Genomic DNA, 25809 nt, shown 5'->3' with positions numbered 1-25809 from the left:
GTCAGGCTCCCGGGATCTTCGCGGCCCGGGCGTAGAGGTGGGCCGCGGGCTCGGTGTAGGACACGTCGACGACCTCGTCACCGACGAAGGTCACGGAGGTGAGCGAGGCGAGGTTGCACTGGCGCCGGCGCGGGTCGTGCCACAGGCGACGGCTCTCCAGGGCGCTGCGGATCGTCCAGATCGGCAGCTGGTGGCTGACGATGAGCGCCTCGCGGCCGCGGGCGTGGTCCCGGGCGTCCTCGATGGCGGCCATCATCCGCTTGCTGATCGCGTGGTACGACTCGCCCCACGTGGGCACGGTGGGGTCGCGCACCCACCACCAGCGGCGCGGGTCGAGCAGGAGACGCTTGCGGAAGCGACGCCCCTCGAACTTGTTGCCGGCCTCGATGACCCGGGGGTCGACGACCGCCGTCAGGCCGTGCCGCTCCAGGGTCGGGGCAGCGGTCTCGGCGGTGCGCTCCAGCGGACTGTGCACGACGAGCGAGAGGTCGCGGTCGGCGAGGTGCTCGGCGACGGCCTCGGCCATCTCCCGACCGAGGTCGGACAGGTGGTAGTCCGGCAGGCGGCCGTAGAGGATCTTGTCCGGGTTGTCGACCTCACCGTGGCGCATCAGCCGCACCACGGTGCGCTCCTGGGCGCCCGGCTCCGCCCTGTCGGCGTGCTCGGCACGGGCCTGGCGTGCACCCGCCGCCGCCCTCGCGGCAGCGCGCTCCGCGGTGTCGCCGGTCTCAATGGTGTCGGGGTCGAGGGGCAGGTCGGTGCCGGAGTCAGGCATCGGCTCGGTCATGGCGCGGATTGTCTCAGGTCAGTCTGAGCGGGACCTGTCAGGTCGGTTCGCAGAGGCCCTGTGGGACAGGACGGCGTCGTAGAGCGCCTTCTTGCCGTGACCGGTCGAGGTCGCGACGGCGGCGCAGACGTCCTTCAGACGGGTGCCGCGGTCGTGCCGGGCGAGGACCTCGGCCACTGCGTCCTCGAGGGAGACGATGGTCTCCTCGGCACCGCCGACCACGATGGTGATCTCACCCCTGACGCCCTCGGCGGCCCACTCCGCCAGCTCGGCCAGCCCGCCGCGGCGGACCTCCTCGTAGGTCTTGGTCAGCTCGCGGCAGACCGCGGCCTGACGGTCGGCGCCGAGGCGGTCGGCCATGACCTCCAGGGTGGCCGCGATCCGGTGGGGCGCCTCGAAGAAGACCATCGTGCGCCGCTCGTGGAGGAGCTCCTCCAGCACCCGGCGCTTCTCCCCCGGCTTGCGCGGCAAGAAGCCCTCGAAGCAGAACCGGTCCACCGGCAGCCCGGACAGGGCCACGGCCACGAGCACCGCGCTCGGGCCGGGTGCGCAGGTCACGTGCTGCTCGGCGTCGATGCACGCCCGCACGAAGCGGTACCCCGGGTCTGAGACCGAGGGCATCCCGGCGTCCGTGACGAGGACGACGCGCTCCCCCTTCGTCACCGACTCGAGCAGCTCCGCCGTGCGGGAGGCCTCGTTGTGCTCGTGGTAGCTGACCACCCGCTCGGGCAGCTCCACCCCGAGCTCGCCGGCGAGGCGGCGCAGCCGGCGGGTGTCCTCCGCCGCGACGACGTCGGCGCCGGCCAGCTCCTCCCGGAATCGGGTGCTGGCGTCACGGGGATCACCGATGGGCGTGGCGGCAAGGACGAGTGGCATGCCCACATCCTCCCAAGCAACCGCCGCGGTGCTGCGCAGGCTCACCTACGATGACGGCCATGGATCGCCGTGAGCAGCTGCGTTCCCGGCTGCTCGGGTTCCGCCCCAGCGACGTGCTGTGGGGCTGGCTGGGTCCGCTGCTGTTCGCCCTCATCGGCGGACTCGTGCGCTTCTGGTCCCTGGGGCGCCCCCACCAGCTGATCTTCGACGAGACCTACTACGTCAAGCAGGGCGTCTCGATGCTCGACCACGGCGTCGAGATGAAGTGGAAGGGCGAGGGCGAGAAGGTCGACCCGACCTTCACCGAGGGCAGCACCGATGTCTTCATCACCACCCAGGGCGACATGGTCGTCCACCCACCCGTGGGCAAGTGGATCATCGCCTTCGGCGAGTGGGTCCTCGGACCGACGTCGAGCTTCGGCTGGCGCTTCTCCGTGGCGCTGCTCGGGACGATCTCGATCCTCATGGTCGGCCGGATCGCCCGACGGCTCTTCCGCTCCAGCTGGCTCGGGACGATCGCCGCCTTCCTCATGGCCTTCGAGGGACACCACTTCGTCCACTCGCGCACGGGCCTGCTCGACCTGATCCTCATGTTCTTCGCGCTGGCCGCCTTCGGCGCACTGCTCATCGACCGCGACTGGTCACGACGACGGCTGGCGGAGAAGGTCGCCGCGCTCCCCGCCGGCGTGCGCATGCGCACCGGACCGTGGCTGCTGTGGCGGCCGTGGCGCCTCGTGGCCGCGGTGAGCCTGGGTCTGGCCTGCGGCACCAAGTGGTCGGGGCTGTACTTCTTCGCGATCTTCGGCCTGATGACCGTCTGGTGGGACATCGGGGCGCGAAGGGCGGTGGGCACCCGACGCTGGTTCGGCGCCGGGATCCTCAAGGACGGGGTCCCCGCCGGGATCTCGATGAGCCTGGTCGTCCTCGGCACCTACCTCGCGTCGTGGGCGTCGTGGTTCACCAGCACGCACGGGTACAACCGGTCGTGGGCCGCGGACAACCCCGGCGAGGGCGTGCAGTGGCTGCCCCCCTCCCTTCGCTCGCTGTGGGACTACCACGTGCAGGCCTACGGCTTCCACGACACCCTGACCTCCGAGCACACCTACCAGTCGAACCCGTGGTCGTGGATGGTCCAGTCCCGGCCGACGTCCTTCTTCTACGAGTCGAAGGAGATGGGGGTCGAGGGATGTGCCGTCGACAAGTGTTCCAAGGCGATCACCAGCCTGGGCTCGGTCTCGATCTGGTGGTTGGCGACCATCGCGCTCTTCTTCCTGCTCTACCACTGGGGCATGAAGCGGGACTGGCGCGCCGGGGCGATCCTCGCCGGGTTCGTCGGTGGGTGGCTGCCGTGGTTCTTCCTCCAGCACCGCACGATCTTCACCTTCTACGTCATCTCCTTCCAGCCGTGGGTGATCCTCGCGGTCGTCTTCCTCCTCGGGCTGGCGCTGGGGCCCCGAGGCGCGCCCGAGCGGCGACGGCGGGTCGGCCACCTCGTCATCGGCGCCTACTGCCTGCTCGTGCTCGCCAACTTCGCCTTCTTCTGGCCGGTGTGGACCGCCCAGGTCATCCCCTACGACCACTGGCAGTGGCGCATGTGGTTCCCCAGCTGGGTCTGAACGCTCGGGGGCTCACGGTCGCTGGGCGACCTGCGCCCCCAAGCACCCCCGAACGACCACCCTCGGAACGACCACGCCCGGTCGCTTGTCGGCGCTCCCTCGTAGGGTCGGGACCATGCACTACCCCTTGCTGGACGGCGTCCCCGGCCCCCCGACGATCACCCCGGGTGACCTGCGGACCGGTCGTCGCTGCGAGTTCGGCCTGCTGGTCGAGGCCGACGTCCGACTGGGACGCCGGGACGTGGTGCCCAGCGCGCCCGACGCGGTGCGGGACCGCTTCGGCGCCGCCGGCCGGGAGTGGGAGGCCGAGGTCACCCGACGTCTCACCCTCGAGCACCACGACGGGGTCCGTGACGCCCGCGGGCTCGACCACGAGGCGACCCTGCGGCTGCTCGCCGACCCGAGCGTGCGCCTGGTGCACCAGGCCCCGGTCCGCACCGGCCGCTTCACCGGCCGCGCCGACCACCTGCTGCGCGGCGACGACGGTCGGTGGATCGTCGCCGAGACCAAGTTGGCCCGTTCCGCCCACGCCCACGCGCTCGCCCAGGTGGCCGCCTACGCCGAGGCGTTGCAGGAGGCGGGGGCGCAGGTCGCCCCCTTCGTCCGGCTCTACCTCGGGGACGGGTCGGTCGTCGACACCCCGCTGGAGGACGTCACCGAGGACCTCGCCGCCGTCCGGTCACGGGTCCTCGAGGTGCTCGAGACCCATCTCGGTGAGGACGCACCGGTGGCGTGGGGCGATCCCCGGTGGCGGGCCTGTCTGCGCTGCGACGCCTGCCGGGCCGAGCTCAGCGCGTCCGGCGACGTCGGGATCGTCGCCGGCGTCTCGTCGTACCGGCGGCGCCTGCTCCTCCACGCCGGCGTGACCACCGCCGCAGCGCTGGCGCAGCGCACCGACCCGGTCGAGGGGCTCGAGCCGGAGGACCTCGCCGCGATGAGTGCCCAGGCCCGGCTGCAGCTGGTCGAGCCGACCCGGGACCAGCCCCTCGCCTTCGAGGTGCACACCCCGGCGGTCCTGCCGGAGCCGAGCCCGGGAGATGTCTTCTTCGACTTCGAGGGCGACCCGATGTGGCGCGACGGCCCCGACGACGACCCGGGCCTGGAGTACCTCTTCGGGTGCCTGACCACGGAGGACGGCGAGCGCTTCACGCCGTTCTGGGCGCACGACCGCGCAGAGGAGCGACAGGCGCTCGTCGACTTCGTCGACTGGGTCGGTGAGCGGCGGCGGCGCTGGCCCGCCATGCACGTCTACCACTACGCCGGCTACGAGCAGACGGCCCTGACCCGGCTCACCGCCCGGCACGACGTGTACCGCGACGAGGTCGCCGCCCTGATCGACGACGGCGTGCTCATCGACCTCTACGCGGTGGTGAAGTCCTCTGTGCGCGTGGGCAGCCCGTCCTACTCCATCAAGCGTCTCGAGCCGCTCTACATGGGCGCCGACCTGCGCGACCCGGACGGCGTCACCGGCGGCGGCGAGTCGATCCTCGAGTACCAGCGGTACCGCGACGCCGTCGCCGAGGGCGACGCGGCACTGGCCGCCGAGCGCCTGAGCGACCTCGGCCAGTACAACGAGTACGACTGCCTGTCCACGCTGCGGCTGCGTGACTGGCTCCTCGACAACGCGACGTGAGCCGCACCACCCGTCCCGGGCCTCTACCCTGATGCCCGTGGACTCGTCCGACCTCGCGCCCAGGGACCGTGGGCAGGCACACCGCCGCCGGGTGGGCGTCGCGATCGGGTTGCTCGTCATCGTCGGGGTGCTGCTGGTCACCCTGCGCCCCGACCGGGACTCCGGCGCCGCACCCGTCGCCACGTCGACGACCTCCTCCCCCTCGGCTGATGCCGCCCCGCCGCGGACCCCGTCGACGTCGTCGTCCTCCTCCACGTCCGCGAGCCCCAGCTCGTCGAGCCCGACGCTTCCGGACTACCGGACCACCGGGACCTTCGAGACAGCGCAGGGGTCAGACCGCGTGCGTGGCACGTCCGGCCGGCTGATGACCTACCAGGTCGAGGTCGAGAAGGGATCGGGTGTGGGCGCCAAGGAGTTCGCCACCGCCATCGACGCCACCCTGCGCAACCCCCGCGGCTGGACCGGTGACGGCAGGTGGCGGTTCCAACGGGTGTCGGGGGGCGAGCCCGACCTGATCATCCGGCTCGCGACCCCGGACAGCGTGGACGAGCAGTGCGCCGCCGCGGGAGCCAACACCCAGGGCTACACGTCCTGCCGTGCGGGGCGGTACATCCTGGTCAACCTCGACCGCTGGTACATCGGCGTCCCGCACATCGAGGACCTCGAGCTCTACCGTCACTACCTGATCAACCACGAAGTCGGCCACGGGCTGGGCAAGGGCCACGAGGCCTGCCCGGGCAAGGGCCGGACCGCGCCCGTCATGCTGCAGCAGACCCTCGGCCTCGACGGGTGCGAGGCCAACGCGTGGCCGCGTGACACGAAGGGCGAGCTGGTCACCGGTCCCCCGACGGACTGAGGTCGCGACCACCGGACCTGCGGGGAGGGCCGGCCCCTCCCCTTCGCTGCCTATGATCGACGTGGAGGTGGACGTGAGCCGTACCCAGCTGCCCGTCGTCCGGGCGCACTCCGAGGACCTGTGCGTGGCCCGGGTCCCGATCTTCCAGGGCCTCAGCCACGAGCAGCAACGGGGCGTGGCGCAGCTCGCTCGACCACGCCGCCTGGCGAAGGGGGAGCAGGTCTACGCCACGGGTGAGGCGGCCTCCCTACTGCTGGTCGTGCACACCGGCACGGTGAAGATCTCCCGCGTCAGCGTCGACGGCTTCGAGCACGTGATCCGGGTGCTGCAGCCCGGCGACTTCGTGGGTGAGTCGGCATTCCTCACCGGCCGCAACCCCGACCACTTCGCCACGGCCCTCGAGGCGGCCAGCATGTGCACCTTCCGGCACGAGGACCTGGAGCAGCTCGTGCGGACCCATCCCTCGATCGTCCTGCGGATGCTGGAGGCCGTCAGCCGGCGACTGGGCGACGCGGAGTCCCGGCTGAACGCCCTGCTCTCCGGCGACGTCAGCTCCCGACTGGCCGACTACCTGCTGTCGTTGCCCGGCTCCCCGACCGATGGGGGCACGGCGGTGCAGCTGCCCCTGGCGAAGAAGGACATCGCCTCGCTCCTCGACACCACCCCGGAGTCGTTGAGCCGCCAGCTGCGCCGGCTGCGTGAGTCCGGGGTGGTCACCGGCCGCGGCGCCCGCGGCCTGGTGATCCACGACGTCGACGCGCTGCTCGAGCGGGCCGCGCAGGCCTGAGCACGGGAGAGGCCACGACCGTGACTTCCCACGGCCGCGGCCCCTCCCCTTCGCACCGCGGACTGCCTCAGCGGGTCGGTGGCTGGTCCTCGCCACTCGCCTCAGCGGCGTCGGCCTCGGCCTTCGTGGCGAAGGCGGCGTCCGGCGCGTGCTCCGGCGGCGAGTAGATGGTGTAGAGGACCAGGGGCTCGGTCCCGGTGTTCCGGAAGTTGTGCAGCGCCCCGGCCGGGACGGCGCACTGGTCACCCGCCTCGACCGGGTGACTGGCGTCGGCCAGGTCCGCCGTCCCGGTGCCGCTGACGAACGTCAGGATCTGGTCGCCGTGCTCGTGGACCTCGGCGCCGATCTCCTCACCCGGCGGGATCGTCATGATGACGATCTGTGCGTGCTCTCCGGTCCACAGCACCTGCCGGTAGTGGGGACTGCTCTTCGCGAGGTCCGCGATCGTGAAGTGCTCGATGTTCTCACCGAGTGCGTAGCTCTGGTTGGTCATGTCGTTTCCTTCCTGTCGTGCAGATGGATGGTGGGTGGCTGCGAGTCGCGGCAGTGCTGAGGGGCTGGGGATCAGGGCACGATGACGACCTTCCCGCGGGCGTGCCCGACCTCCACCGCCGCCAGTGCCTCCCGAGCGCGGGCGAGCCCGAAGGTCGCGCGGATCTCGGGGGTGACCACCCCGTAGCCGATGACCGAGGCGATCTTCTCCAGCGACTCCGGGTCGCTCACCCGCCCCGCGCCACCGATCTGCGCCGCGGTGTCCGCGTCCGCGGCGGAGAGGACCCGCTCGGGCGAGACGGCCGCCGGCGCCAGGTCCCACAGCGCCTCGCCACCCACCAGGTCGATCAGCAGGTCCGCCCCCTCCGGGACCAGCTCCTGCACCGCCGCGAGCGCCCCTTGCCCGGCGGGCACGAAGGTGGCGCCGGAGGACTCGACGAGCTCGCGCTCGGACTCGAAGGCGACGCCGATGACCCGGAACCCGTGCACCCGCCCGATCTGCGTGACCAGGTGGCCGACACCGCCGCCGGCCCCCAGCACCAGCAGGCTCTGCCCGGCCTCCAGCTCGACCTGGTGGGTGAGGTCGTAGGCCGTCGTCCCGGCCACGGGGACGGTTGCCGCCACCTCGAAGCCGATGTCCTCGGGCTTGGTGACGGTCGAGGCGGCCGCGAGCAGCGCGTGGTCGGCGAAGCCTCCTTCACCACGGGCCAGGAGACCGAGGACCTCGTCCCCGACCGCGAAGCCCGCCACGTCGGGGCCCACCGCAGTGACGATGCCGGCGGCCTCCCGCCCCATCGGGGCCGGAAGGTCGCGCTCCCGCCCCAGACGGCCCTCCCGGATCTTCACGTCGACCGGGTTCACCCCGGCCGCGCGGACCTCGATGAGCAGCTGACCCGGCCCCGGCTCGGGAGCCGGACGCTCGCGCATCGCCTCGACCTCGGGACCGCCGTACTCGGTGAACAGGTACTGCCTGGACATGGCCTTTCTCCTTCTCATTGATCGCTCGTGTGCTGCTTGCGGGGGCAGGTCGGCGCGCCCTGCGTGGTGCGCCGGGCGCGCCGACCGTGTCGGCCCGGTCACCCAGCGGTGACCACTCGCGCCTCCCGACTCCCGGCCGCGTCGCCCACCGTGGTCGCGGGAGGCTGTGCGGCCCGCTCGCGGCGGGGGCGCAGCAGCCGCATCGCGTTGGCGATGACCACCAGGACCGAGATCTCGTGGACGAGCATCCCGATGGCCATGGTCACGCCGCCGAAGAGGACGCCGGCCAGCAGCGTGGCGACGGTGACGAGGGCGACCACGATGTTCTGCCGCATGTTGTTCACCGTGCGCCGGGCCAACGAGACCGCCTCGGGCAGCTTGAGCAGGTTGTCCTTCATCAGCGCGATGTCCGCCGTCTCGATCGCCACGCCGGTCCCGGCCGCGCCCATCGCCACTCCGATGTCGGCGGTGGCCAGTGCCGGCGCGTCGTTGACGCCGTCACCGACCATGGCCACCGTGTAGCCCTGCCGCTGCAGGTCCGCCACGGCCTGCAGCTTGTCCTCCGGCAGCAGCCCGGCCCGGACCTCGTCGACCCCGACCTCCATGGCCACGGCGCGGGCGACGGGCTCGACGTCGCCGGTCATCATGACGACCTTCCTCACCCCGGCCTCGTGGAGCCGACGGACCATCTCGGGTGCGTCGTGACGGATCCGGTCGGCGACGGCGACGACGCCGATCGCCTGCCCGTCGCGGGTGACCACCATCGGGGTACGACCTGCCTCGGCCAGCCCGGACACCGTCCGAGCCGCAGCAGCGTCGTCGGTGACGCCCTCCATCCGGGCCAGGGCCACGTTGCCGACCCCGATGCGCTGGCCGTCGACGGTGGCCACGATGCCCTTGCCGGCGACCGGCTCGGTGTGCTCCGGCAGCGTGTGCACCGGCATGCCGGCCTCGACGGCAGCAGCGATGATGGGGCGGGCCAGCGGGTGCTCGGACCCGGCCTCGGCACGCGCGGCCAGCAGCAGCACGTCGTCGCGGGTGGTGCCCGGGTTCAGCGTGACCACGTCGGTCAGCTGGGGGCGGCCCTCGGTGAGGGTGCCGGTCTTGTCCACGGCGACCGCGTCGACACGCGCCGAGGTCTCGAGGAACTCGCCGCCCTTGATGAGGATGCCGTCCTTGGCGCCGCGGCCGATACCGGCGACGATCGAGACGGGGATGGAGATGACCAGTGCGCCGGGGCAGGCGATGACGAGCAGCGTGAGGGCGAGCACGATGTCCTGCGTCACCAGTCCGATGACGACGGCGAGCACGATGATCGCCGGGGTGTACCAGGCGGAGAAGCGGTCCATGAAGGCCTGCGTCCTCGCCTTGGCGTCCTGGGCCTCCTCCACCCGGTGGATGATCCGGGCCAGTGTGGTGTCGGCACCCACCCCGGTCGCCTCGACCTGGAGGAGGCCGCCGGTGGAGATCGTGCCGGCGTAGACCTCGTCGCCCTCGACCTTCTCCACCGGGATGGACTCCCCGGTGATGGAGGCCTCGTCGAGGGCGCCGGTGCCGCCGACGACGCGGCCGTCGACGGGCACCTTGGAGCCGTTCTTGACCAGGACGGTCTCCCCCTTCGCCACATCGGCGGCAGGCACCTCGACCTGCTGGCCACCGCGGATGACGACGGCGACCTCGGGGGCCACGGCGACCAGCTCGGCCAGGGCCGAGCGGGTCCGGTTCAGCGTCGCCGACTCGAGGGCGTGACCGACCGCGAAGAGGAAGGTCACCGCCGCGGCCTCCCAGTAGTTGCCCACCAGGATCGCGCCGATCGCGGCGACCGAGACGAGGAGATCGATACCGATCACCTTCGCGGTCGCTGCGTGGTAGGCCTTGATGACCACGGGGGCGCCGGCCACGACCGCGGCGGCGATCATGAGCACGTCACCTCCGAGAGCGGTCCCCGCCAGTCGGTCCAGGGCGAAGGAGGCGAGGATCGCCAGTCCTGACACGATCGGGATCGTCCATCGGGCCTGCAACCGGGTGCGTAGTGCGTCCATGGTGCGTCGTTCCTCTCCGTGCGAGTCGGTCGTGGGTCAGAAGGCGGCGGGGCGGGCCGTGTAGCCGGCCTTGGCCACTGCGGCGACGAGGTCGTCGGTGGTCGCGACCGAGGGGTCGTGGACGACCACGACGCGAGCGGTGGCGAAGTGCACCTTCACCGACTCGACGCCGTCGAGCCGCCCGACCTGCTTCTCGATCTTGGCCACGCAGGAGGGGCACGAGAAGCCCTCTGCCCTCAGAGTGGTGGTCGTGGTGTTGCTGGTGGTGGTCACGGTGTGTCCTTCCCTCGGTGACCGGTCCCTCGTGGGGCTGTCATCCATGAAGTTACGGACGTTCCCGTCCCCGCTCCTTGACCCGGATCAAGTCGGCTACTCCCGGATTGGACGGGGGGTCGCGACGTGCGTCACAGTTCGTCCATGAGCACAGGTGACAGGGTCACGAGCACTCCGCACACCACCGCCGCCGTCCGGTCCTCCACGCCATGGGTGATGCTGGCGATGGCCACGATCGGCTTCGCGGTGAACTTCTGGGCGTGGGCCCTGATCAGCCCGCTCGGTCCCCTCTTCCGCAACACCGGTCGGCTCGGCGAGCTGAGTGAGCTGGACGTCTCGATGCTCGTCGCGGTTCCCGTCGTCGTCGGGTCCCTCGGCCGGATCGTCGTCGGGTCCATGACCGACCGCTACGGCGGCCGGCTGATGTTCCCGGTGGTCTCCGCGCTGACGATCCTCCCGGTGCTGTTCATCGGCTTCTTCGCCCTGGACTCCTACGCGCTCCTGCTGGTCTCCGGCTTCTTCCTGGGGATCGGCGGCACCGTCTTCGCGGTGGGCGTCCCCTTCGTCAACGCGTGGTTCCAGCCGTCGCAGCGCGGGCTGGCGATCGGCATCTTCGGAGCCGGCATGGGTGGTACCGCGATCAGCGCCCTGACCACCGTGTCGCTGTTCGAGAGGGGGGCCGCCCTCCCCTTCGTCATCACCGCCGCGCTCCTCGCGGTGTACACCGTGGCCGCGTGGCTGATCATGCGCGACGCCCCGGGCCGGGTCGCGCCGACGACGAGCATGATGCAGCGCCTCAGGGCCAACATCACCCTCCCCGTGACCTGGCAGGCCGGCATCCTCTACTCGGTCGCCTTCGGGGGGTACGTCGCCTTCTCGGTCTACCTGCCGGCGTACCTCATCACCGAGCACGGCCTGGAGGCCGCGGACGCGTCGATGCGGATGGCCGGGTTCGTCGTCATCGCGGTGATCATGCGCCCCGTCGGAGGGGCGATGGCCGACAAGATCGGCTCGATCCCGGTGCTCGGAGTCGTCTTCGCCGTCACGGCGGTCTGCGCCGCCATCGCCGCGGGCAACCCGCCGCTGCATGCCGGCGGCACCGTCGCCTTCCTCGCGATGGCCGCCGCCCTCGGCGCCGGCAGCGGTGCCGTCTTCGCGCTCATCGCCCAGGTGACCGACCCCAGCCGGGTCGGTGGCGTCACCGGCATCGTCGGCGCCGCCGGCGGCCTCGGCGGCTTCATCCCGCCGCTGGTCATGGGGTTCGTCTACGGCCGCTTCGAGTCCTACGCGATCGGCCTGTGGCTGCTCGCGATCACGGCGGCGCTCACGCTCGCGCTGACCTTCGGTCCGGTGCGTCGGCTCGCGGTGGCGGTGGGGCAGGCGCGCTGACCTGCCGAGGCCATTCCGTCCGGGCCCGAGGGATGACACCGTAGGGGCCATGACCTGTCGTGGACGTGCCGCCGTGGCCGTCGGTGCCCTGACCACGGCCCTGCTGGCCGGCTGCACGTCCGGTGGGGCACCCCCTTCGTCCTCCTCCACGAGCTCCTCGTCCGCGTCCTCATCGTCCGCGACCTCCCCGTCCACGGCCGCCACGGGGGGCGGAGCGGAGACGACGACCGTCGCGGAGGGGCTCGACGTGCCGTGGTCGGTCGCCTTCCACGACGGGACGGCACTGGTGAGCGAGCGCGACTCCGGCGACGTCCTCGAGCTGGACGACTCCGGCGCCTCCCGCGTGGTCGGCACCGTCCAGGCGGCGCAGGCCCGGGGCGAAGGGGGCCTGCTGGGCATCGCCGTCCGCGACGACGTCCTGTACGCGTACCTGACCACGGACTCGGACAACCGGATCGTCCGCCATGTCCTGACCGAGGAGACCGGCGAGCTCGGTCTCGGTGAGCCCGAGGTCGTGCTCGACGGGATCCCGGCGGCGAGTGTCCACAACGGCGGTCGGATCGCGTTCGGCCCCGACGGGATGCTCTACGCGACCACGGGTGACGCCGGGGATGGTGGGGCTGCCCAGGACCTCGACTCACTGTCCGGGAAGATCCTGCGGATGACGCCCGAGGGGGCCGTGCCGGACGACAACCCCTTCGACGGTTCACTCGTCCACAGCTACGGGCACCGCAACCCGCAGGGCATCGCGTGGGACGAGGAGGGGACGATGTACGCGAGCGAGTTCGGGCAGAACACCTGGGACGAGCTCAACGTCATCGAGGCCGGGGCCAACTACGGCTGGCCCGACGTCGAGGGCATCGGTGACGACGAGGACTACGTGGACCCCGTCCAGCAGTGGGAGCCGGCCGAGGCCAGCCCGAGCGGGATCGCGATCGCGGACGGAGCGATCCACATCGCCAACCTGCGCGGGGAACGCCTGCGGCGGGTACCCCTGTCCGACCTGGGCTCGTCCACCGAGCACCTCGTGGACGAGTACGGCCGGCTGCGGGACGTCGTCACCACACCCGAGGGCGAGTTGTGGGTACTGACGAACAACACCGACGGACGGGGCGACCCCGGGCCCGACGACGACCGGATCCTCGAGCGGGACCCGGGCTCCTGACACCGGAGTGACACACGGAGTCGACGCCGACCTCTAGCCTGTGGTCATGACCGACCAGCCCGTCCACAGCTGGCTCACCGACATGGACGGCGTGCTCGTGCAGGAGCAGCACGCCATCGAGGGTGCGTCGCAGTTCCTCTCCGAGCTGGAGCGGCTCGACCGGCCCTACCTCGTGCTGACGAACAACTCGATCTACTCGCGCCGCGATCTGCGGGCCCGTCTGCTCACCTCGGGTCTGGCCGTGCCCGAGGAAAGGATCTGGACCTCGGCGCTGGCCACCGCCCAGTTCCTCTCCGAGCAGGCCACGCGCGACGCGGGCAGCGGCACCGCCTTCGTCATCGGCGAGTTCGGTCTCACCGGTGCGCTGCACGAGGCCGGATTCATCATGAGCGACCGCGACCCCGACTTCGTCGTGCTCGGTGAGACCCGCACCTACTCCTTCACCTCGATCACGCAGGCCATCCGCCTCGTCCTGGGTGGCGCCAGGTTCATCGCGACCAACCCGGACACCACCGGCCCGTCGCCGGACGGGCCGATGCCCGCGACCGGGTCCGTGGCCGCGTTGATCACCGCCGCCACCGGCGTGCAGCCGTACTACATCGGCAAGCCGAACCCGCTGATGATGCGCTCTGCCCTCAACGCCATCGAGGCACACTCCGAGACCACGGTGATGGTCGGCGACCGGATGGACACCGACATCATCGCGGGCATCGAGGCCGGCATGCGATCGACCCTCGTGCTCTCCGGGGTGACGCAGCGCGACGAGGTGACCCGCCACCCCTTCCGCCCGACGTGGGTCGTGGACTCGATCGCCGACGTCGTGCCCATGGTCGAGGAGCTCGCCGCGCGATGATCCTCCCGGTCCCGGTCTCGCTGCTGGACCGCTCCCGGACGCGGGCCGGCGAGCCGGGTGGTGCGGCACTGCGGGACACGGTCGAGCGGGCGGTGCGTGCGGAGGAACTCGGCTTCCACCGGTTCTGGGTGGCGGAGCACCACGCCGTGCCGGGCATCGCCAGCGGCAGCCCACCGCTGCTGATGGCCGCCGTCGCCGCCCGCACCGACCGCATCCGGGTCGGCTCGGGTGGCGTGATGCTGCCCAATCACCGCCCCCTCGTGGTGGCCGAGCAGGCCCGGATGCTCACGGCCCTCCACCCGGGTCGGGTCGACCTCGGTCTCGGGCGGTCGCTCGGATTCACCGCGCCGGTCCGCGAGGCCCTCGGTGTGCACGCGTACTCGCCGGAGCAGTTCGCCGAGGACCTGGCCGCCCTCGTGGACTTCCTCGGCGACACCGGACCGGTCACCGCGATGCCGAAGGGGGCGCCGTCACCGGCGCTCTTCGTCCTCGCCACCGGCTCCGGTCTGGCGGTCGCTGCGCAGCGCGGCCTGCCCGTGGTCGTCGGAGGGCCCGTGGTGTGGGGCGACACCGCGGCCCTGCAGGACTATCGCGACCGGTTCGTGCCCAGCCCTGCCTGCCCGGAGCCGTACGTCGTCGTCAGCGCCGACGTGATGATCGCCGAGACGTCGGCGCAGGCACGGGAGCTCGCCCTGCCGGAGGCCTGGGCCATGGTGGAGTCCCGCGCGACCGGCGTCTTCCCGCCGTTGCGGTCGCAGCCGGCGATGACGCTCAGCGACCGGCAACAGGCCAAGGTGGAGGAGCACCTGGGTCGCGCCGTCCACGGGACACCGGCCGAGGTCGGCGACGAGCTCGCTGCACTAGTCGACCGGACCGCCGCCGACGAGCTGCTGGCCTGGGTGTCGACATACGACCGCGAGGCACAGGAGCGCAGCGACGCCGCGTTGGCCGAGATGGCCGCGGTCAGCCGGCCGTCGGCAGATCACCACCCAGTGCGGCCAGGAAGGCCTCCGGGTCGGACGGGGTGAGGGTGGCGTTGGGGTGCGGGAGCAGGCCGATCGGATCGATCGCCGTGACCGGGTCGTGGAACTCCAGGCACACGGCCCGCTCCCCGTTCGTCGCGAACGTGACGCCACGATCCGCCAGGGACAGGTGCGCCGGTCCGGCCGTCTTGATGAAGGCGAAACCACCGGTGATGGTGGCGTCGGCGATGTTGTCCAGTGACGTGCGCAGCCGCCACGGCCCGAAGTGCACAAACAGCAGGTCGTCGTCGATCGCCGCCCAGGCCGTCCGGGGGGTCACGCCGAAGGGGGCACCGGCCACCCGGTAGGCGCGGGTGAAGGCGAAATCGAAGCGTGTCATGGGCGAGGCTCCTCGATCCGCGCGTGGGCGTCCGTCGTCGTCGGGACGAGCGACGAGGGCTTGGTCTCGTTGGTACGGCGGGCGACGCGATCACCCATGGCCGTCAGGGTGTCGACGAGCCGTCGGGCCCGGGGCGCAGCTCGGTCCGCGCGTGCATCCCCTCGCGGACGTCGCCGTGGCTCCCGGTCGGCAGGGCGCGATTGACCAGTCCCATGAGGCGCGTGGTCGTCGCCGGGGCCAGGCCCGCGACACGCCTCCCGATGTGCGCCATCGGGGTCAGGGTGACCATCGGGTCGCCGGCGAGGACTCCCTTCACCATCCGTCGCGCCGCCTTCTCGGCGTCCATCGCGACGAGCGGTAGGGACGCCCCGGGACCGAACCAGGCGAACTCCGACCCTGCGTCACCGGCGAACTGGGCGTGCAGGTGGGAGCCGGTCCGCATCAGGCCCGGGACGATGGTCGTCGAGGTCACGCCGGTGCCCGCCAGTTCCGCAGAGAGTCCTTGCGAGAAGCCGACGGCCCCGAATTTGGCGCTGCTGTAGGGCAGCAGGTGCGGCACGCTGACCACCCCTCCGATCGAGGTGACCGTCCCGATCCGACCGAAACCGCGCTCCCTCATTCCCGGCAGGACGGCCAGGGCGAGGTTGATCGGACCGCGGAGCATGATGTCGATGGCTTCGTCGAACCTGTCTGCGGTCATCGCATCCACCGGCCCGACCTGGATGATGCCGGCGACGTGGATGGCGACGTCGAGGGGCCCGGTCTCCCCCTCGACGCGGGCGACGAGGTCGGTGACCGCCGTGCGGTCCGTGACGTCACAGACGTACGACCGCACCGTGGCACCTTCGCCTGCGAGCCGGGCCTCCGCCTGCTCCAGCTCGACCGCATCCCGCGCGCAGATGGCGACGTCCAGTCCGCGGCGGGCGAGGTCGCGGGCGATGAGCAGGCCGAGCCCGCGTGATGCTCCGGCGACGAGGGCTGTCCCTGAGCGGCTCACCGCGGGGCTCCGCGGGCCTCGCGTACTGCAGGTGCTTCGCTCATGGCTGGACTCCTGTCACGACGTGTCCTGTGGCAGGGACCTACCCCGTGACCAGCGGCTCTAACGCCCGCGCTACCTCTCAGGACGGCGTCGCCTCGCGCGCCCTTCGGTCCGAGGCGACGTCGTCGACGATGACGGCGATGTGCCGCATGCTCGACAGGAGCGAGCCGTAGAGCGGCCAGGACTCCTTCGGCAGGTCGGCGTCGTCGGACATCTCCCTCGCCAGGGCGGTCAGCCGTCCGTGGATCGGCTCCACGTCCGCGTCCGGGTCCGCGATGGCCCGGCCCGCGTCGCGGACGATGTGGGTCCAGCGCTCGCGGAATCGCTCGTCCCAAGCGCCCTCGGCGTAGGCGGCCTCGTGCAGTGTGCGGGCGAGGTGGCGCAGGTGCGAGATCCCCTCGTCCACTCGAGGCAGGATCTCCTCGTAGCCGACGTCGCGGCCGACCGCGCGCCCGGGCCCTCCCCGTCCCAGCCGTTGCCGGGGATTGGCGAGCCTGCTCTCGCGGGCGAACTTCACCGACTGCCACGCGGTGTCGAGCTCGTGGGTCATTGACTCGGTCTCGCGGCGCCAGGCGTCCGCCTTGTCGGTTTCCCATGACGACGCGAACTCGTCGGCCACGTCGACCAGCAGGTCGCCCATCCGACGGTTGATGCTGTCGACATAGCGTGCAGCCTGCTGGTCGCGCAGTGGGGGGATGACCACCAGGTTGACCGCGACGCCGATCCCGACACCGACGCCCACCTCGATGAGCCGGTCGAGCAGCAGCGGCTGTTGTTCGGTGAAACCGCTGCCCAGGATGAAGACCGCCGTGGTCGCGATCGCCACGCCCTCGTCGCGGATCCACGAGACCCGGGCCCCGGCCAGCCCGACGAACAATGCCAGGGCGAAGGTCCACACGTTCACACCGAGGTAGGCGCCGATCAAGAAGGACAGTCCGACCCCGACAGTCGAGGCCACCGTGGTCTGGATCCCGCGTGACAGTGACCGGTGCACCGTGGCATGGACGGTCAGCAGCGCGGTCCACGGAGCCAGGAAGGGCAGCGCCGAGTCGAGGAGCTTGACGGAGATCCACCACGCGAGTGTGGCGGCCGCCATGCTCTTGAGGATCTGCAGCAGGTCGGTGAGGAACTCGGGACGTCGCACGACCTCTCGCACTCGAAGCATGACTGCGATTCTGCACGATTCGCCGACGTGCCGTGACCGCGGAAGGCACATCCGCGAGCACCACCCCTCCCGCAATCGGGTTGCCCTTTCCGATACCGAGGAGCACGGTGGATTCGAGTGCGCCGATGACGTCGCACCACCGAACTCGTCGAGGAGCAGGCATGGTCACCCACCCAGCAGCACCCACGATCGTGCGATGGACCCAGCGACTCGAGGACGCCGCGGGTCTCGACGGCCCGGTGAAGGCACTGGAGCCACACATCCGGACTGCCTTCGGGTCCGGGACGCGCGGAGCGATCCTGCGCGGCGACTGGCTCGGTCACGCACTCCACCCCGTGCTCACCGACGTCGTCGTCGGGACCTGGATCTCCTCGAGCGTGCTCGACCTCGCCGGCCGCGGCCAGTGGTCGGCCCAGGCCCGGACGCTCGTCGGCACCGGCATCATCGCCTTCGGACCGACCGCGTGGACCGGGTGGGCCCAGTGGTCCGACGCGGGACTCCGCGAGAAGCGGGTGGGGCTCGTCCACGCCGTCGTCAACGCGGCCGCGCTCAGCGCCTATGTCGGATCGTGGACGGCCCGACGTCGCGGTCGTGACCGGGCCGGAGCCCGGTGGGCGCTCCTTGGCGCGGCCGTTTCAGGAGTCGGGGGCTACCTGGGTGGTCACCTGGTCACGACGAGACCCGTCGCCACCCACCATCCCGCCTTCGACGGTCGGGCAGGCTGACGAGGCCGAGCCCGCGACGGCAGGGTCGTGGAGCACCGGACGGTGCAGGAGCGGTTGGGCATGCTCCAGCCGTTGGGACTCATGTCAATGCCACGGGCTGCCCAGGCCGGCGGGTAGGTCTCGATCACTGGGTGGGGACGGGCACCGGTGTGGCCCATCTACGAGGGTGCGTGCGAGCGGAGGTGCTCCGTGAAGAACTCCGCGATGCGCTGACGTGCGTCCTGCGTCGACACCTCGTCGTACCGCTTGCCAGAGACACGGGCGAGGAAGCGGAGGAACAGCGTCTGGTCCTCGGGTGCATGGTCGTTCATTAACCCGTGGCCCGTTCCCGGATAGATCTTCACATCGTGTGGCACGTCGAACTCGGTCAGCAGCCTGTCCAGCCGTTGACCGGCCCGCGCACCCAACGGGGACGTGTCGGCACCGCCGAAGCTCCCGACGACCGGGCAGGCTCGCGGCAGCCAGTCCATGGCGTCCGACGGGCAACCGCCGTAGTTCACCGCGGACGCGTCAAACCCGTGGCCCTCGGCCAGGGCGATGGCGTACCCGCCACCCATGCAGAAGCCGACCACGCGGACGACCCCCGTGCAGCCGTCGTGCTCTCGTAGCCACTGCCGTGCTGCCTCGATGTCGTCGAACGTACGACCACGGCGCGGACCGAGGTCACGCATGATCGTGCGCAGGCAGCGCAGTCGGCTGCCCCAGTAGTACAGGTCAGGTGCGATCGCCAGGAAGCCTTCTCCTGCCAGCCAATCGGCGTGGCTGCGCAGGTCCTGACTCATCCCGGTGAAGTCGTGGATGACGACGACACCCGGCCACGGAGGCGCCGTCGTGGGCACCGCCGTGTACGCCGGCATCAGTCCGTTCCCGGTCGCGATCTCGATCTGCGGTCTCGTCTCCATGGCTCAGTGTCGGGGGTGGCGCCGGCCGCTGACCAGAGGGCGGGGTCGCAGGACACATTCGGGCCGAGAGAAACCTTGGCCGTCCCTCACGCAACGACGGTGTTCACCCGCGCAGCCGCTCGGCGAGAAACGCCAGGACCCGGTCCAGGGCAACCCGGGTCGGATGCCCCGGCTCGTCGACGAGGGAGACCGTGAGCACCGCGTGGGCTGATGGCGCGAGGCCGGCCGCGTTGCCGGGCGAGGAGTCGATCTCGATCCCCTCGAAGGATGTGCCGAGCCTCGCTCGCAGGGTCTCGAATCTCTCCGGAGGGCAGCCGCGGTCGTTGGTGAACCGGAGCCCGAGCACGCGGAGTCCCTCATTCGCTCGATCCGTGATGGTGGAGAGATCCTGGGCATCGAGGCCCAGGGCGGCGCGCCCACGCTTCCCGATGGGCGCGGGCAAGACCGGCTGGCTCATGACCGACGCGAGGACTGACGGTTCCACCGCTGTCGCCAGCGCGAAGCCTCCGGAGAAGCACATCCCGACCACACCGATCCCGGGGCCGCCACACTCACGGTGGGCCGACGCTGCGAGCGCCCGCAGCCACCCGACAACCGGGCTGGTGCGGTCGGCCAGCTTCGTGAACTCGCGTGCCACGCAGACCTGCAGGATCGATCGCAGGACCTCGCGGCCGGTCGCTGGGGCTGCAGGGCGTCCGAACAGGGACGGCAAGTACACGGTGTACCCGGCGGCAATGAGCCGACGGGCGAAGTCGATGACGCCGGGGTGCAGGCCGGGGATCTCGTGGAGCACGAGAACCGCCGGGCCCGATCCACCGCGGAAGACCTCATACGTACGCCGGTCGTGTGCGAAGTCGAACGCGTGGAACTCCGGGCCGATCTGCTCGCTGGGACTCATGCCGGCTGCTCCCGTCCGTGGTTCGCCCAGCATGGTCGCGGCCACGGCCAGCCGCAATGGTGATCGGAGGCCACCGGGGCGAAACACCGGGGGCAGATCGGGAGGTGAGGTCGGAATGACAAAGAGAAACCCCGGCCACAGAACCAGCGTTTCGCTGCTGTGCCGGGGGTCTCCGGTGGTGGAGCTGAGGGGATTCGAACCCCTGACCTTCTCATTGCGAAGGCAATCCGGGGTTGTCCGGCCCCGAGAATCTGTCACGGTGGCCTGCTCTCCATTGCGCCTAGTGGCTGCTGCCATGCACTCGGGGGGCATCCGGGGGGCACGAAGAGCCGCCGACCCGATAGCGGAGCAGCCCCGGCCGGAGCGGACTCGGATCAAGCGGCGAATCGACTCGGGAAGGCATGGGCCGCAGGCGCGGAGCGCGTCCCGGATGGAGCGACTACCGGCCGCTTGAGCCGAGACCGTGGAGGACGGATCGTGTAGCGGCGGGACGACGGATCAAAGGGTGAGGGCGTCTCGGTACCGAACCGGGGCGCCTTCGTCTGTCTGGCCGGTCATGAGTGGGCGGCCGCGAGAACGGCCGCCAGGCCGCATGCGCAGCGGACGCCCGCGAAGCGGGCGGCCAGCGGCGACGGAGTCGCCGCCTTGAGTCAGTGAAGAAAGTCCTCACGTGACGACGTGCGTCAGGGCTACATCGCCAGCAGGTGATGGCCGTCGGCGCCGATGGCGGTATCACGAGTCGGGCAGGTCTGGCAGCTTCTCCCCGGCCACGACCGCGGATGCGACCTCGTGGAGCTTGGTGTTGGAGGTCGTGGACAAGCGGGTCAGCAGAGTGAAGGCGGTGTCGGCCGGCATATCGAAACGCTCCATGACGATGCCTATGGCTTGGCCGATGATGCTGCGAGTGTCCAGTCCGGCCACCAGCGAATCGATGCCCCGCGCAGATGCGATCGCGATGGCGATGTGGCTGGCCAAGGCCGCACCTTCCGCGCGGCTGGCATCGGTGAAGGCGTCCTTCGCGCCCGCGTAGAGGTTGAGGGCGCCCATTTCCTCCTCGTCGGTGAAGAGGAGAAAGGACAGCGCGCTGTGGGCCCCGGCGCGCTCGACCACCTGTGGCCCCCACGTCGGCCATCGTCGGTCGTAACCCAAGCTGGGGCTGTAGACCGTGTGGTGCTCTCGGATGGTGTCGAGGCACGGGCCCTCGCCGTACTTGTACTGCAGCCGGTCGGCCTCGGCGGCCATCGTCCCGGTCGAGGCGGACGTCTCGACCGTGCGGCGCCGCACGATGGACAGCGCGGCGGCGTCTGCGCCCTCGACGTGCGTCAACGCGAGGCGCACCGCGGCCTCCATCGTGGCCAGTGCGTCGCGCTGTCCCTGCATGTCACGGGCGGCGTCGGCCATCCGCGTCGCGAACGAAGAGTCGTTATCCGCAAGCTGAGAGCCACGCGAGGCAACTCCGGGTCGCTCCGTCGCGGGAGGCCAGCCATCGTCCGTGCCGACATCACCACACATCTCAACCTCCGCTGGTGGGTCGCGGACGACCATATCTGACCGGAGTTCCAGCCCATACGCCCGAGTGGGAGACAGCGGGGCTCGGCGGCGTCAGGTGACCTGGGTGCTGAAGGTCCCCGTTGCCTCGTCAATCGCGGTGGGCGTCCTGCCGTTGCCGACGTTCATGGTCTCGCTTGCTGTAGGTGGCTTCGCGAACTTCCTCCTCGCTGTTGAAGTTGGAGCCCAGTCCACCAAACAGCATGCCTAGCGTGGCGGCCATCCACGACAGCTTGGCGTAGTCGAGGAGAGACACCGGGTGCATGAGTTCGGCGCGGAGATGAGCGACGTCGATCACGATCAGACTGAGCCCGAATAGGACCATCGCAATGATGAGATGCATGAGTGCCACGCTGGTGCTCACCATCAAGACCGTGGTCGTGTTGTCCAACGCTCCCTGCCACGGGGATTCGATGTACCGGTGTTTGCTCCACAAGCCGTTGCGGAAGATGAGCCAGCCAGTCAGGAGCGCAGTGACGATGGCGCCGATCAGGAGCAGCCGGGCCGGGTGCAGGGGATCGGCCAACGTCCAGATGGAACTGTAGTAAACGCCGAAAGCGCCCGCGGCCACCGCAGCGGTGATGCTGCCCGAAAGTGCTGGCAGCATCGTTCCGGGTCGATTGCTACGCACCATTCCCGACAGCAGCCGTACGCGGCTCGACCACCCGGGCAGCACGACATATGCGGTGTCGTCGCGTCCTTGCCCGGGATCCCGGCGTGCCCTGGTGAAGCCGGCCGTGGACTTGATGGATTCCACCAATGGTGGCTGAGCGGGACCTTCCTTGGCCGAGTCGATCAGGGCCACCAGCAGCCTTCTGAATCTCGGATGCAGGCGAAAGGCACCCATCGCCGGCATCGATACCAAGGCGGCTTGGTTGGTGTCACTGACCTCGCACAACAAGAGTTCGTTGTTGTGGTACCGCGGAAGGTCGGTCAGGTACACGATGTAGTCCCACCCGTACCGGCTTCTCAGCTCTGGGGCCTTGTCCATCAGAGTGACGTGGCCATCTGGGGTCAGTGGCAACGTTTCCTTGCTGATGTTCACGTCCCAGTCGGCATCTTCGAGGCGTTCTGCCAACTCGTGCCTCAGATCGTCCGCGCTCGCCTCGGCGGCGCGTTCCGGCACGCCTGGGTCCGCCATCAGCCCGACAACCTTCTTGTCTGCTCTCATACGTCCCATCTTGGTGGACGTGTGTTGCACCGGGGCAGCGGCAAGCCTGCCATCGTCAGCGCGAAGTCACGGTTAGGTCACGGGTCGGCAAGTAGTGGAGCAGCCAGTGTAGGCGCGGCAGCGTGGGTGCTGCGGATCAACACAGACGCACACACCAACGGGAAGCATCCCCGGGGGTCGGCTCCCCACTTGGGCCTTATGGCTCGCACCCACTGATGGCCGCGACAGAGACTCCTTAACTGGATCCGCACCCGCACCCGCTTTCGGGTGTGCCCGGCGTTGAGCGGCTCTGGAACGTCGGTGACCACGTATCGCCGCTCACCCCACAGTCTGGGTGTGCCGCGCGGATCCCAGAGCCGCACTCACCGGTCCGCGGGGCACACCCTCTTTGGTTGGGAGGGGACAGTGGCCACCACGGACACTCACGCCCCTGCCGCAGGTGAGGACCGCTTCCCCGGCTTCGGTGAGGACGCGCCGCTGGACATCCCCGATCTCAACCACCCCGAGAACGCGAAGCTGATCGCCCAGCGGATGCGCGACGGGAGCATGGATGACTTCTCCCAGGCACTGGGCGCCACCCGCAACTGTGCCCACCCGGTCCGGTTGGCCGGGTCGTCGGTCACCGTCGACACCACGAACGGTGAGATCGTCTCGTCCTTCGACGCGAGTGACCTGCCGTTCGGGGTGCTGCACCGCCCGTGCGGCAACCGTCGCGCCTCGGTGTGCCCGTCCTGCTCACGCACCTACGCCCGCGACACCTACGCCCTCATCCATGCCGGGGTCGCCGGCGGCAAGAGCGTCCCCGAGCAGGTGCGGGACAACCCGCTGCTGTTCGTCACCCTCACCGCCCCCTCGTTCGGGCCCGTCCATGGCCACCGCAGCGGGAAGGCGTGTCGGCCCCGGCGAAGCGACGACCGCACCCGCTGCCCGCACGGTCGACCGTGGTGGTGCACCCGGGTCCACGACCAGGATGACGAGGTCACCGGCGCGCCGTTGTGCTTCCAGTGCCACGACACGGCCTCGGCGGTGATGTGGCAGTGGCACGCCCCCGAGCTGTGGCGACGCTTCACCATCGCCCTGCACCGCGCCATCGCCCACCACCTCACCATCCCGAGCTCGCGCCTGGGCGAGCACGCGTCGATCCAGTACGCCAAGGTCGCCGAACACCAGGCACGCGGCCTGATCCACTTCCACGCCCTCATCCGCCTCGACGGACCCGCCGCCGGCGGCAGCGGTTCGCCCGCTCCCCCATCGCTGGACGGCGACGCCCTCACAGCCCTCGTCCGACAGGTCGTCCCGACCGTCACGACCATTGCCGAACCCGTCGACCACGAGGACACCCCACGAGTGCTGGCCTTCGGGACCCAGGTCGACGTGCGCACCGTCCGCGCCGGCTCGCGCACCGACGACCCGACCGGCCCGCTGACCCCCGACCAGGTCGCCGGCTACCTGGCCAAGTACTCCACCAAGGACTCCTCCGGCCTGCACGGCCACGGTCAACGTCGCCCTCACATCCTCGCCCTGCGCCGGCAATGCGCGGAGATGGCCGCCCGGGCCGCGACCTTCCACGACCAGGACCACGACTACCAACGCATGGGCAAGTGGGTGCACTGCCTGGGCTTCCGCGGCCACTTCGGCACCAAGTCCCGGCGCTACTCCCTCACCCTCGGCGCGCTGCGTCGTGCCCGCTCGCGGTGGCAGGCACTGGCTGCCGAGTCCCGCCGCACCGGCCAGCCCCTCGACACCCGCGACCTCGAGGCCCGGTTGCTCGCCGACGACGCAGAGGAGACCACCCAGGTCGTCGGTACCTGGACCTACGTCGGCGCCGGTTGGCGCGACCACCTCGAGCAAGCCCTCGCCCTGGCCGTCGCAGCCCGCAGCCGCGAATACGAGCTGTGGAAAGCCGAACGCCGCAAGGACCGAGATGCGCTAGACACGAGGGGACGATGATGGAGCACCAGATGCAGGACCAACCGACACCGGCGCTCGAGCGGTTGCTGACCACCGCGGAGGTCGCAGAGGCGCTGCAGATCTCGCCGTCGACACTGTGCCGATGGCGACAGGTGGGTCACGGGCCGCGGGTGACGTGGCTGACCCCCTTCAGCCCGCGCTACCAGCGGGAGGACGTGGCCGCCTGGGTGAAGCGGAGCGCGGCGTGAGCGTGCAGAAGCTGCCGAACGGTCGGTTCCGCGCGAAGCTGAAGAGCGGTCGGGTCGATGTGGCGAGCAAGGTCTTCGACACCCAGCGGGAGGCCAAGGAATGGCTCGCCCGCGAGCGTGCGGCGCTGGCAGGTGGGGTCGATCCCCGGGCCGGTCGGCAACGCGTCCGCGTCCTCGTCGTCCAGTGGCTTCAGGTGCGGTCCACGACCGTCGCGGCCAAGACCTACCGGACCGACCAGGACCTGCTGCGCCTGATGCCGACGAGCATGCTGGCACTCCACGTGTCCGCCGTCTCCGGACGGGAGGTCGCGCGCTCCTTCGAGGCGCTCCTCGCCGACGGTCTCGCGGAGAGCTCCGTGCGGCGGTTCCGGGCGAGCCTGTCCTCCTTCTTCACCTGGTGCGTGCGGGAGAAGATCGTCGTGGCCAACCCGGTCACGGGGGTGCGTGTCCCCAAGCAGTCCGGCGAGGTCGAGGAGATGGACCCGTTCAGCGAGGAGGCGCTGGAGGCGGCCCACGCGGAGTGGTCCGCGCTCTCGCCGCACCTGGCCGACCTGATGCTAGTGCTGGCGTGGACCGGGTTGCGCTGGGCCGAGGCCCGGGCGATGCGGGTCGAGGACGTCATGCAGGTGCCCACGCCAGGACTGCTGGTGCGCCGATCCCAGCCCGAGGGGCACTCGATCAAGGGCACCAAGGGCCGACGATCCCGACGGGTCCCGTTGGCCAACCGGATCCTACCGATCGTCCAGCACCTGAGCGAGGGCAAGCACCAGCGGGACCTGCTCTTCACGACCGAGCGCGGCGCCCAGCTGCACCGCTCGGCGGTGCTCCGCAGCCTGAAGTGGCCGACGACCGGCCAAGGCCGTCGGGTGCACGACCTGCGGCACACGGCGGCCTGCCTCTGGCTGAGCCGCGGCGTGGACCCGGGCACGGTCCAGGCATGGATGGGACACGAGTCGATCGCGACCACGAACCGGTACCTGCACTTCCTCGGCACAGGTGCCGATCGGGCCGGCCTGGAAAGGCTCAACACACCGTCGGGGGGCACCCGGGGGGCAGATCGGGAGGTGAGGTCGGAATGACAAAGAGAAACCCC

At 70.6% G+C, this 25809-nt stretch carries 25 protein-coding genes; 12 read left to right on the top strand and 13 right to left on the bottom strand.

The annotated features are described in order from the left end of the window. Window position 1: 1 nt before the first annotated feature. Window positions 2–787, bottom strand: coding sequence for a histidine phosphatase family protein (locus PVE36_RS02270; RefSeq protein WP_277454305.1), 786 nt, complete (start codon window positions 785–787; stop codon window positions 2–4). An 18-nt stretch (window positions 788–805) separates the two neighbouring features. Beyond that, on the bottom strand, window positions 806–1663 hold the full coding sequence (rsmI, locus tag PVE36_RS02265) for a 16S rRNA (cytidine(1402)-2'-O)-methyltransferase (protein WP_277454304.1): 858 nt from the start codon (window positions 1661–1663) through the stop codon (window positions 806–808). Between the two features lie 59 nt (window positions 1664–1722). Here rsmI and PVE36_RS02260 point away from each other — a divergent pair, with 59 nt between their 5' ends. The 4 genes from PVE36_RS02260 to PVE36_RS02245 all read left to right on the top strand — a co-directional run bounded on the left by PVE36_RS02260 (window position 1723) and on the right by PVE36_RS02245 (window position 6555). Continuing rightward, window positions 1723–3279, top strand: a complete 1557-nt coding sequence (locus PVE36_RS02260; protein ID WP_277454303.1) for a phospholipid carrier-dependent glycosyltransferase — start codon at window positions 1723–1725, stop codon at window positions 3277–3279. 115 nt (window positions 3280–3394) lie between these two features. Beyond that, complete coding sequence (locus PVE36_RS02255) at window positions 3395–4912, top strand: TM0106 family RecB-like putative nuclease (RefSeq protein WP_277454302.1); 1518 nt, start codon at window positions 3395–3397, stop codon at window positions 4910–4912. A 37-nt stretch (window positions 4913–4949) separates the two neighbouring features. Further along, on the top strand, window positions 4950–5768 hold the full coding sequence (locus PVE36_RS02250) for a DUF3152 domain-containing protein (protein ID WP_277454300.1): 819 nt from the start codon (window positions 4950–4952) through the stop codon (window positions 5766–5768). Between the two features lie 73 nt (window positions 5769–5841). Next, window positions 5842–6555, top strand: a complete 714-nt coding sequence (locus tag PVE36_RS02245) for a Crp/Fnr family transcriptional regulator (protein ID WP_277454299.1) — start codon at window positions 5842–5844, stop codon at window positions 6553–6555. Between the two features lie 67 nt (window positions 6556–6622). Here PVE36_RS02245 and PVE36_RS02240 read toward each other — a convergent pair whose 3' ends face one another. From PVE36_RS02240 to PVE36_RS02225, 4 genes are all read right to left on the bottom strand, one after another. Next, window positions 6623–7048 (bottom strand): cupin domain-containing protein, encoded by a 426-nt coding sequence (locus PVE36_RS02240; protein WP_277454298.1) that lies wholly within the window; start codon window positions 7046–7048, stop codon window positions 6623–6625. Between the two features lie 71 nt (window positions 7049–7119). Further along, window positions 7120–8025 carry an NADP-dependent oxidoreductase gene (locus PVE36_RS02235; RefSeq protein WP_277454297.1) on the bottom strand — a complete coding sequence of 302 codons (906 nt, stop codon included), beginning with the start codon at window positions 8023–8025 and terminating at the stop codon, window positions 7120–7122. 98 nt (window positions 8026–8123) lie between these two features. After that, on the bottom strand, window positions 8124–10067 hold the full coding sequence (locus PVE36_RS02230) for a cation-translocating P-type ATPase (protein WP_277454295.1): 1944 nt from the start codon (window positions 10065–10067) through the stop codon (window positions 8124–8126). 36 nt (window positions 10068–10103) lie between these two features. After that, window positions 10104–10340, bottom strand: coding sequence for a heavy metal-associated domain-containing protein (locus PVE36_RS02225; protein WP_277454293.1), 237 nt, complete (start codon window positions 10338–10340; stop codon window positions 10104–10106). A 144-nt stretch (window positions 10341–10484) separates the two neighbouring features. Between PVE36_RS02225 and PVE36_RS02220 the strand changes: the two genes are divergently transcribed. From PVE36_RS02220 to PVE36_RS02205, 4 genes are read left to right on the top strand one after another with little or no spacing between them, the layout of a single operon-like run. Further along, window positions 10485–11729: an MFS transporter gene (locus PVE36_RS02220; RefSeq protein WP_277454292.1), complete on the top strand. Its 1245-nt coding sequence runs from the start codon at window positions 10485–10487 to the stop codon at window positions 11727–11729. A 49-nt stretch (window positions 11730–11778) separates the two neighbouring features. Beyond that, entirely contained in the window at window positions 11779–12894 is a 1116-nt protein-coding gene (locus tag PVE36_RS02215) for a PQQ-dependent sugar dehydrogenase (RefSeq protein WP_277454291.1), read from the top strand. A gap of 46 nt (window positions 12895–12940) precedes the next feature. Further along, complete coding sequence (locus PVE36_RS02210; RefSeq protein WP_277454290.1) at window positions 12941–13747, top strand: HAD-IIA family hydrolase; 807 nt, start codon at window positions 12941–12943, stop codon at window positions 13745–13747. After that, window positions 13744–14775, top strand: coding sequence for an MsnO8 family LLM class oxidoreductase (locus PVE36_RS02205; RefSeq protein WP_277454289.1), 1032 nt, complete (start codon window positions 13744–13746; stop codon window positions 14773–14775). The genes PVE36_RS02210 and PVE36_RS02205 overlap by 4 nt, the downstream gene beginning before the upstream one ends. On the opposite strand, the gene PVE36_RS02200 is transcribed toward PVE36_RS02205, so the two are convergent. The 3 genes from PVE36_RS02200 to PVE36_RS02190 all read right to left on the bottom strand — a co-directional run bounded on the left by PVE36_RS02200 (window position 14711) and on the right by PVE36_RS02190 (window position 17313). Continuing rightward, entirely contained in the window at window positions 14711–15109 is a 399-nt protein-coding gene (locus PVE36_RS02200) for a hypothetical protein (protein WP_277454287.1), read from the bottom strand. The genes PVE36_RS02205 and PVE36_RS02200 overlap by 65 nt on opposite strands. A gap of 103 nt (window positions 15110–15212) precedes the next feature. Then, window positions 15213–16106 (bottom strand): SDR family oxidoreductase, encoded by an 894-nt coding sequence (locus PVE36_RS02195; RefSeq protein WP_277454286.1) that lies wholly within the window; start codon window positions 16104–16106, stop codon window positions 15213–15215. Window positions 16107–16227: 121 nt separating this feature from the next. Further along, the gene (locus PVE36_RS02190) at window positions 16228–17313 is read right to left on the bottom strand and encodes an aromatic acid exporter family protein (protein ID WP_277454284.1); all 1086 of its coding nucleotides are present in this window, start codon (window positions 17311–17313) and stop codon (window positions 16228–16230) included. A 161-nt stretch (window positions 17314–17474) separates the two neighbouring features. Between PVE36_RS02190 and PVE36_RS02185 the strand changes: the two genes are divergently transcribed. Continuing rightward, window positions 17475–18038: a DUF2231 domain-containing protein gene (locus PVE36_RS02185; protein ID WP_277454283.1), complete on the top strand. Its 564-nt coding sequence runs from the start codon at window positions 17475–17477 to the stop codon at window positions 18036–18038. Between the two features lie 158 nt (window positions 18039–18196). On the opposite strand, the gene PVE36_RS02180 is transcribed toward PVE36_RS02185, so the two are convergent. The 4 genes from PVE36_RS02180 to PVE36_RS02165 form a co-directional block, all read right to left on the bottom strand. Beyond that, window positions 18197–18940 (bottom strand): dienelactone hydrolase family protein, encoded by a 744-nt coding sequence (locus PVE36_RS02180; protein WP_277454282.1) that lies wholly within the window; start codon window positions 18938–18940, stop codon window positions 18197–18199. Between the two features lie 103 nt (window positions 18941–19043). After that, the gene (locus PVE36_RS02175) at window positions 19044–19838 is read right to left on the bottom strand and encodes a dienelactone hydrolase family protein (protein WP_277454281.1); all 795 of its coding nucleotides are present in this window, start codon (window positions 19836–19838) and stop codon (window positions 19044–19046) included. 732 nt (window positions 19839–20570) lie between these two features. Further along, window positions 20571–21239 (bottom strand): GAF and ANTAR domain-containing protein, encoded by a 669-nt coding sequence (locus tag PVE36_RS02170; RefSeq protein WP_277454280.1) that lies wholly within the window; start codon window positions 21237–21239, stop codon window positions 20571–20573. 238 nt (window positions 21240–21477) lie between these two features. After that, on the bottom strand, window positions 21478–22557 hold the full coding sequence (locus PVE36_RS02165) for a hypothetical protein (RefSeq protein ID WP_277454279.1): 1080 nt from the start codon (window positions 22555–22557) through the stop codon (window positions 21478–21480). 405 nt (window positions 22558–22962) lie between these two features. Here PVE36_RS02165 and PVE36_RS02160 point away from each other — a divergent pair, with 405 nt between their 5' ends. From PVE36_RS02160 to PVE36_RS02150, 3 genes are read left to right on the top strand one after another with little or no spacing between them, the layout of a single operon-like run. Continuing rightward, a complete protein-coding gene (locus PVE36_RS02160; protein ID WP_277454278.1) occupies window positions 22963–24507 on the top strand; it encodes a replication initiator in 1545 nt (514 codons plus the stop codon). Continuing rightward, complete coding sequence (locus PVE36_RS02155) at window positions 24504–24716, top strand: helix-turn-helix domain-containing protein (protein WP_277454277.1); 213 nt, start codon at window positions 24504–24506, stop codon at window positions 24714–24716. Before PVE36_RS02160 ends, PVE36_RS02155 begins: the two co-directional genes overlap by 4 nt. Then, entirely contained in the window at window positions 24713–25795 is a 1083-nt protein-coding gene (locus PVE36_RS02150; RefSeq protein WP_277454276.1) for a tyrosine-type recombinase/integrase, read from the top strand. The genes PVE36_RS02155 and PVE36_RS02150 overlap by 4 nt, the downstream gene beginning before the upstream one ends. Window positions 25796–25809: the final 14 nt, after the last annotated feature.

Origin of the sequence: Janibacter sp. DB-40 (assembly GCF_029510815.1) — a bacterium.
Classification (GTDB): Bacteria; Actinomycetota; Actinomycetes; order Actinomycetales; family Dermatophilaceae; genus Janibacter.
This window is presented reverse-complemented; position numbering and strand designations above follow the sequence as displayed.